Source organism: Sphingobium sp. CCH11-B1, assembly GCF_001556865.1.
In the GTDB taxonomy this organism is placed as follows: domain Bacteria; phylum Pseudomonadota; class Alphaproteobacteria; order Sphingomonadales; family Sphingomonadaceae; genus Sphingobium.
Genome location: NZ_LSJY01000147.1, coordinates 1 through 7,284 on the forward strand (window position 1 = coordinate 1; position 7,284 = coordinate 7,284).

General features: G+C 68.6%; 8 protein-coding genes and 1 pseudogene. All 9 read left to right on the forward strand.

The window, feature by feature from the left end; genetic code table 11:
• Positions 1-128: DUF2840 domain-containing protein (locus tag AX724_RS15775; protein WP_156448108.1), on the forward strand; the 128-nt coding region annotated here is incomplete at its 5' end.
• The gene (locus tag AX724_RS15780) at positions 125-703 is read left to right on the forward strand and encodes a S26 family signal peptidase (RefSeq protein ID WP_060977336.1); all 579 of its coding nucleotides are present in this window, start codon (positions 125-127) and stop codon (positions 701-703) included. The genes AX724_RS15775 and AX724_RS15780, both read left to right, overlap by 4 nt.
• Positions 684-1,016, forward strand: a complete 333-nt coding sequence (locus AX724_RS15785) for a DUF736 domain-containing protein (RefSeq protein WP_060977337.1) — start codon at positions 684-686, stop codon at positions 1,014-1,016. The genes AX724_RS15780 and AX724_RS15785 overlap by 20 nt, the downstream gene beginning before the upstream one ends.
• Before the next feature lie 204 nt (positions 1,017-1,220).
• Positions 1,221-1,907 (forward strand): lytic transglycosylase domain-containing protein, encoded by a 687-nt coding sequence (locus AX724_RS15790; protein ID WP_196490428.1) that lies wholly within the window; start codon positions 1,221-1,223, stop codon positions 1,905-1,907.
• Positions 1,904-2,485, forward strand: a complete 582-nt coding sequence (locus AX724_RS15795; RefSeq protein ID WP_060977339.1) for a hypothetical protein — start codon at positions 1,904-1,906, stop codon at positions 2,483-2,485. The genes AX724_RS15790 and AX724_RS15795 overlap by 4 nt, the downstream gene beginning before the upstream one ends.
• 238 nt (positions 2,486-2,723) lie before the next feature.
• Entirely contained in the window at positions 2,724-4,490 is a 1,767-nt protein-coding gene (locus AX724_RS15800) for a relaxase/mobilization nuclease domain-containing protein (RefSeq protein ID WP_060977340.1), read from the forward strand.
• A 15-nt stretch (positions 4,491-4,505) separates the two neighbouring features.
• On the forward strand, positions 4,506-6,491 hold the full coding sequence (locus AX724_RS15805; protein WP_060977341.1) for a conjugal transfer protein TraG: 1,986 nt from the start codon (positions 4,506-4,508) through the stop codon (positions 6,489-6,491).
• Between the two features lie 9 nt (positions 6,492-6,500).
• Entirely contained in the window at positions 6,501-6,929 is a 429-nt protein-coding gene (locus tag AX724_RS15810) for a CopG family transcriptional regulator (RefSeq protein WP_060977342.1), read from the forward strand.
• 228 nt (positions 6,930-7,157) lie between these two features.
• Positions 7,158-7,284 (forward strand): annotated as a pseudogene (locus AX724_RS23435) (P-type conjugative transfer ATPase TrbB); the annotation flags it as partial.

Here is a 7,284-nt window from a genome sequence, read left to right on the forward strand (position 1 = left end):
ATCCCTGCGACGCGGCGCCCGAGCACTGGCGCCACGTCCACAACCGCATCGCCGCGGGACACCAGCCGCGCCCTTACACGCTGGAGCGGCATCGCGCCTGGCTTCGCCGCAAGGAGATCGAAGGGTGACGCGCCGCCGCTACGTCATGGCGACGGCCACCGCCGCGTCCGCCTTCGCCGCGGCGTTCGTCGCGATCGCCGTCGCCGATCCTTTCCCGCGCGTGATCTGGAACGCCAGCGCCAGCGCGCCGATCGGGCTCTACCGCATCCATCCCGACCGCGATCCCGCTATCGGTGTGCTGGTCGCCGTCACGCCGCCCAAGCGGCTTTCCCGCTGGCTTTCGGCGCGCGGCTATCTGCCCGAGGGCGTGCCGCTGCTGAAGCATGTCGCCGCGAAAGCCGGGCAGCGCGTGTGCCGCATCGGCGCCGTGGTGAGCGTCGATAGCCAGTCCGTCGCCAGCGCCCGCGCGCGTGACGGCCGGGGCCGCCCGCTGCCGGTCTGGCGGGGCTGCCGCACACTGCAACCGGGCGAACTGCTGCTGCTCAACCCGTCCGTCCCCGACAGCCTCGACGGCCGCTATTTCGGCCCGCTGCCGGCGTCCGCCGTCATCGGCCGCGCGACGCCGCTGCATCTGCGCGCGCCGTCGCAATCGCCTTCCACCCCCGAAGCCAAGGAGATTGGCCATGCCGACGAATATCTTTGAACCCACCGCCAATGGCTATGCCGGGCGCGCCCGGTATTTCGGTGTCGACGAGCAGATCGTGCTGGTCGCGATCGATCCGGGCGACGCCGAGAACGCGCCCGATTACCGCGTCCACCTCGACGACGAGGACGGCCCGGAAGTCGGCGGCGCATGGAAACGGGTCGGCGAACGCGCGGGCAATTACATCGCGCTGGAGATCGACAGCCCGCTCTTCGGGGCGCCGTTCCGGCCGGTTCTGTTCCGCGCCGACGACGATGGCCGGACGTTCCGGCTGTCATGGAAGCGCCCCCGGCCGCGCGACGACCGGAGCTGATCGGTGGCTGTTTCGATCATCATCCCTTTGTTCGCGGAAAAGCCGCATCCCTCCGTCCCGCTCGGTCGCAGGCTGACCGGCGCGCGCAGCGAAGGTCAAGAGTCTGCCCCGGACTTGATCCGGGGGCGGCCCACGGCCGGCGCATCGCGCGCACCCTTTACCGCAGCGAGCACGCTGGCAGGCTGGCGTAAGAGCGGGGGCGGATTGGCCGTCCTGCTCGCGGCCCTGCTGCTGTCGTCCGGCATCGGGCCGAACGCTGTGCGGGCACAGGACACGCCGGCCGAACGCACGGCAGCCAGCCATCCCTATGCCGTTCACGTCGCCGACGCCGCGCGGCGCTTCGGCATCCCGGAAAGCTGGATATGGGCGGTGATGCGCGTCGAGAGCAACGGCGATGTCCGCGCGGTCTCGACGGCCGGGGCGATGGGCCTCATGCAGATCATGCCCGGCACCTGGGCGAGCTTGCGCGCGCGCCACGGGCTGGGACGCGATCCCTATGATGTGCGCGACAACATCATGGCGGGCGCGGCTTACCTGCGCGCGATGCACGACCGCTACGGCAACGCGATGGCAATGCTGGCGGCCTATAATGCGGGGCCGGGCCGCTACGACGAATATCTATCGCGCGGCCGTCCGCTGCCCGCCGAGACGCGCGCCTATCTCGCAAAGCTCGCGTCGATCATAGGCGGCGCGGACGACAGCCGGCTTGCTGCCGCACCGCCGTCCGATCCTTTTGCATGGCGCAGGGCTGCATTGTTCGCGGCGCGGCCGAACGGCGATCCGGCCGCACCGGAAACGTCGTCCGGCGAACGCGCGGCTGACATGCGCGCTGCGGTCGAACCGCCCGCGAACAGCCTGTTCGTCGCGCTGTCGGGGCGGAGGCAGCCGTGAAGATCGCCTATGCCGATCCGCCCTATATCGGCTGCGCGCATCTCTATCGCGATCATCCCGACTATGCGGGCGAGGTCGATCATCCCGCGCTGATCGAGCGGCTCCAGCGAGACTATGACGGCTGGATTTTGCATGCCGCCGCGACGCCGGAATCGGTCGCCGTGCTCGCGCCGCTCGTGCGCGAGACCGGCGCGCGGTGGATGGCCTGGGTGAAAGGCTTTGCCGCGTTCAAGCGCAACGTGCCGGTCGCTTATGCGTGGGAACCCGTCATCGTGAAGCCCGCGCGCAAGCCGGTCGTAAGCAAGCGGCTGGTCCTGCGTGACTGGATCGAATGCCCGATCACGCTGCGCCGTGGGCTTACCGGCGCGAAACCCGAAGTGGTCGCTCATTGGGCGTTCGAGACGGTCGCCGCGCGTCCCGACGACACGCTCGACGACCTGTTCCCCGGCACCGGCGCCGTCGCCGAAGCGTGGCGAACCTGGCGCCTCAAGTTCGCGCTGCCGGGCGATCCCGTTGCAGCGCCGCCGCGGCCGAATTGCACGGTGGCTGCACGTCGAGAGGCGAGCGGCGCGCCATGACCGCCCCCGTTTTCAGATTGCCCGGTTGGAAGGTGGAAGTGCCTGGAAGGGCAGGAAAAAGCCGAAGGAAGGGACGGCAAGATAGAAAGCGCGCCCCAAATTCGCTGAAAGCCTATGTCTTTCAACGATTTGGCGCGGGTACGTCGGTCGGCGAGCGTGCCGCTCGGAAGAAAAAAGCCAGCAAAATCAAAGCGCCGAATGGCACTATGGGCCATTTTCGGCGGAAAGCGGCCCGGCCGTGAGCGAGGACGAGGATTTCCGCGTCCGGCCGGGCAAGGTCAGGAACAGGGGAGCCGGCCAGGGCCGCAAGGCGCAAGGACTTGTCGTCCAGGTGCTCCGCGTCGCCGCGCGCAGCGGCGGAGGCCGGCGAACGGCCGGCTGGGGCGGATCGCGCCAGCGCGGGCAATCGAACTTCGGCCGTGGCCGCACGTCCTTCGCACGCAGCCGCCTGTTCGGATCGGGCCGGCGCGTGCTGGTCAAGATTGTCCCTGTCACCCGTTTCCACCGGAATGGACGGCCGAGGGCGCCGCTGTCCGCGCACATCGCCTATCTCAAGCGCGAGGGCGTCACCCGCGACGGATCGCCCGCGCGGATGTTCGACGCCAATGGCGATGGCGCCGACGATCGCGCCTTCGCCGATCGGTGCAAGGACGACCGGCATCATTTCAGGATCATCGTCTCGCCCGAGGATGCGGCGGACCTGTCGGACCTTCGCGAATATACCCGCGATCTCGTTCGCCAGATGGAAGCCGATCTCGGCACCAGGCTCGAATGGGTCGCGGTCGATCACTGGAACACCGACAACCCGCATGTCCATCTGCTGGTGCGCGGCGTCGATGACCATGGCGCCGACCTTGTCATCAACCGGGACTATATCAGCCACAATCTGCGCTCGCGCGCCGAAGAACTGGCCTGGGCCGAGCTGGGTCCGAAACCGGAGCATGAAATCCAGCGCGCGCTCGAACGCGAGGTAACGGCCGAACGCTGGACCAGGCTCGACGCCGAGATCGATCGCACGGCGGACGCACTCGGCGTCATCGACTTGCGCCCCCAGCAGCCCGGACTCGACGATCCCCAGGTCCGCCGCCTGATGATCGGCCGCTTGCAGCATCTGGAAACTATGGGGCTCGCAGCCGAGGCCGCGCCCGGTCAGTGGGCACTGGCGTCGGATGCGCAAGCCAGGTTGCGCGAGCTGGGCACGCGCGGCGACATCATCCGCACGATCGGCAAGGCGCTGAACGGTCGCGGCCTGCAGCGCCCGCTCGACACTTACGAGATCGTCAGCGCAGCGCCGCAAAAGCCCATCGTCGGCCGGTTGATCGACAAGGGGTTGCACGACGAGCTGCATGGCTCGGCCTATGCCGTGATCGACGGCATCGACGGGCGCACCCACCATGTCCGGCTTCCGGGCATCGAGGCGCTGGATCGCAGCCCGGATATCGGCGGCATCGTTGAGCTGCGCGCCGTCGGCCGGCCGGGCGATCCGAAGCCGTCCCTGTTCCTGGCGACGCGATCCGATCTCGACCTCGCGGCTCAGGTGAAGGCGAGAGGCGCGACCTGGCTCGATCATCGTCTGATCGAGCGCGGCCGTGGAGTGACGGCCGCCGGCTTCGGATCGGAGGTGCAGCGGGCGCTCGACCAGCGCACCGACCATCTCGTGCGCGAAGGACTGGCCCGCCGCTTCGGCAACCGCGTGGTCCTGCAAGGCAACCTGATCGAGACGCTTCGCCGCCGCGAACTGGACGCGACAGGTGCCGAGATCGCGGGCCGGACGGGGCTCGCCTACCGGCCTACCAATCCCGGCGACAAGGTCGCCGGCACATGCCGCCAGCGCCTCGCGCTCGCCTCCGGTCGCTTCGCGATGATCGACGACGGGTTGGGCTTCCGGCTCGTCCCCTGGTCGAACGACCTTGAACGCCAGCTCGGGCGCCAGATCGCGGGCATCGCCCGCAACGGCGGCGGCATCGGATGGTCATTGGGCCGCAAGCGCGGCCTCGCCCCCTGAAAGAAGGAGACTCTCATGCCCGCTACCAAAATCCTCTGGGGCCAGATCATCGCCGTCTTCCTGATCGTGGTCGCCGCGATCTGGAGCGCCACACAATGGACCGCGGCGGCGCTGGCGTATCAGCCCGAGCTTGGCGAACCCTGGTTCACGGCGCTCGGCTGGCCGGTCTATCCGCCCTACGCCTTCTTCTGGTGGTGGTTCAGCTACGACGCCTATGCGCCCGCCATCTTCCAGACCGGCGCCTGGATCGCCGCGTCGGGCGGCTTCGTGGCGGTCGCTGTCGCCATCGCCATGTCGGTCTGGCGCGCACGCGAGGCGAAGAACGCGGAAACCTATGGCTCGGCGCGCTGGGCGACCGAGGACGAGGTGCGTGCGGCCGGGCTGCTCGGCGACGACGGTGTGGTGCTCGGCAAGCTGGGCCGCGCCTATCTGCGCCACGACGGCCCCGAGCATGTGCTGTGCTATGCGCCGACCCGCAGCGGCAAGGGCGTCGGCCTCGTGATCCCCTCGCTTCTGACCTGGCCGGCATCGGCGATCGTTCATGACATCAAGGGCGAGAACTGGACGCTGACCGCGGGCTTCCGCGCGCAGCATGGCCGCGTGCTGCTGTTCGACCCGACCAACGCGGCGTCGGACGCCTACAACCCGCTGCTGGAGGTGCGGCGCGGCCAGTGGGAAGTCCGCGACGTGCAGAACGTGGCCGACGTGCTGGTCGATCCCGAAGGCAGCCTGGAGAAGCGCAACCACTGGGAGAAAACCAGCCACGCGTTGCTGGTCGGCGCGATCCTGCATGTTCTCTACGCCGAGCCCGACAAGACCCTGGCGGGTGTCGCCGCCTTCCTGTCCGACCCGGCGCGGACGATCGAGCAGACGCTGGCCGCGATGATGGCGACGCCCCATCTCGGCGAAGCCGGCGTGCATCCGGTGGTGGCCTCGGCCGCGCGCGAACTGCTCAACAAGAGCGACAACGAACGCTCGGGCGTGCTCTCGACCGCCATGTCGTTTCTCGGGCTTTACCGCGATCCCGTCGTCGCCCGGGTCACGCGCGCCTGCCACTGGCGCGTCATGGATCTCGTATCGGGCGAGCAGCCGGCGACGCTCTACCTCGTCATTCCCCCCAGCGACATCTCGCGGACCAAGCCGCTCATCCGCCTGATGCTCAACCAGATCGGGCGGCGGCTGACGGAGGAACTGCCGAGCGGCGCCAGGCGTCATCGCCTGCTGCTGATGCTCGACGAGTTTCCCGCGCTCGGGCGCCTGGACTTTTTCGAGAGCGCGCTGGCGTTCATGGCCGGCTATGGCCTGAAATCCTTCCTCATCGCGCAGTCGCTCAATCAGATCGAGAAAGCCTACGGGCAGGACAATGCGATCCTCGATAACTGCCATGTTCGGGTGAGCTTCGCGACCAACAACGAGAAGACGGGCGAGCGCGTGTCGAAGGCGCTCGGCACCAAGACTGAGATGCGCGCGATGAAGAACTACGCCGGGCACAGGCTCTCGCCCTGGCTCGGGCATCTGATGGTCTCGCGCTCCGAAACCGCCCGCCAGCTTCTGACCCAGGGCGAGGTCATGCAGCTGCCGCCCGACGAGGAAATCGTCATGGTGTCGGGCGTCCAGCCCATCCGCGCGAAGAAGGCTGCTTACTACGCCGATCCCCGTCTCGCCGCGCGGATCATGCCGCCGCCCGATCCGGCCGCATCGCCACCTCGGGAAATCCGTCCCGACGACTGGACGGGGCTCGCCGCTTCGGCCGATCCCGCCGAGATCGCGGCAATCATCCGGCGCCAGGAGGATGCCGCCAACAGCGGGCTGCGCCGCGAGCCCGAGCTTCCCGATCATGTCGCCATCGTGAAGGAGACGACGCCCGCACCGCCCGCGCAGGAGTTTTCCATCGTCGAGGACGAACCCGAGGATGCTGCGCGCCAGGCGGCGGCACGGCGGCGGATGCAGGGCGTCGCGCGGCAGGCGTCGCTCGATCCCGACGACGGCATCGAAATGTAGGAGATTCCCATGCGCGTGCGTCTCAACGTCTATTTTCCGCCCGAGCTGGCCCGTCAGGTCAGCGAGCTGGCGATCCGCCGCCGCATCTCGCGCTCGGCGATCGTGGAAGCCGCCGTCACCTCCTGGATGTCGCCGGACGGCGCCGACCGGATGGAGGCGGCCTTCGCCCGAAGGCTCGACCGGCTTTCGCGGCAGGTCCAGCGGCTCGAACGCAACACCGGCCTCACCACCGAGGCACTGGCGCTTTTCGTCCGCTTCTGGCTGGCGGTGACGCCGCCGCTGCCCGACGAGGATCAGGCGGCCGCCCAGGTCAAGGGCCGCAAGCGCTATGAGGGTTTTGTCGAGACGCTGGGCCGCCGCTACGCCAGCGGCAAGAGCCTGCTCGACGAAATACCGGAGGATATTGCAGGTCGTGACGGCGGCTCCACCGACACATGACAGTGCAGCGAACCAGCCGGGGCCGGCCATGCGCGAATCGGCCAGGTATCTTCACGAAATAGCGCGGGCGGAGAGCGGTGCTGAAAGCGTCAGACCGCAACGCGCACTTATCTGCCGCCGTCACTACTACGCCCTGACATAGTTGTTGCCTCGCGCGATTTCCTGTCTCTCTTGATGTGCCCCTGACGCCGGGCGGCGGTTCGCCCGGCCTAATTCAGGGGCCGTTTCTTGTCCGTCCAGCCGATCCGATCCGAAGCGAACACGCGCGGCGCGCGGATGCTGCGCACGGCGCTGGGGCCGTCGATCGCGGCCTGGCTCGACGATGCCGCCGTGATCGAGGTGATGCTGAACCCGG

Coding starts and splice junctions, on each gene's coding strand:
- AX724_RS15805 (WP_060977341.1), top strand. CDS start 4,506: ATGCCCGCTACCAAAATCCTCTGGGGCCAGATCATCGCCGTCTTCCTG.
- AX724_RS15810 (WP_060977342.1), top strand. CDS start 6,501: ATGCGCGTGCGTCTCAACGTCTATTTTCCGCCCGAGCTGGCCCGTCAG.
- AX724_RS15785 (WP_060977337.1), top strand. CDS start 684: ATGCCGACGAATATCTTTGAACCCACCGCCAATGGCTATGCCGGGCGC.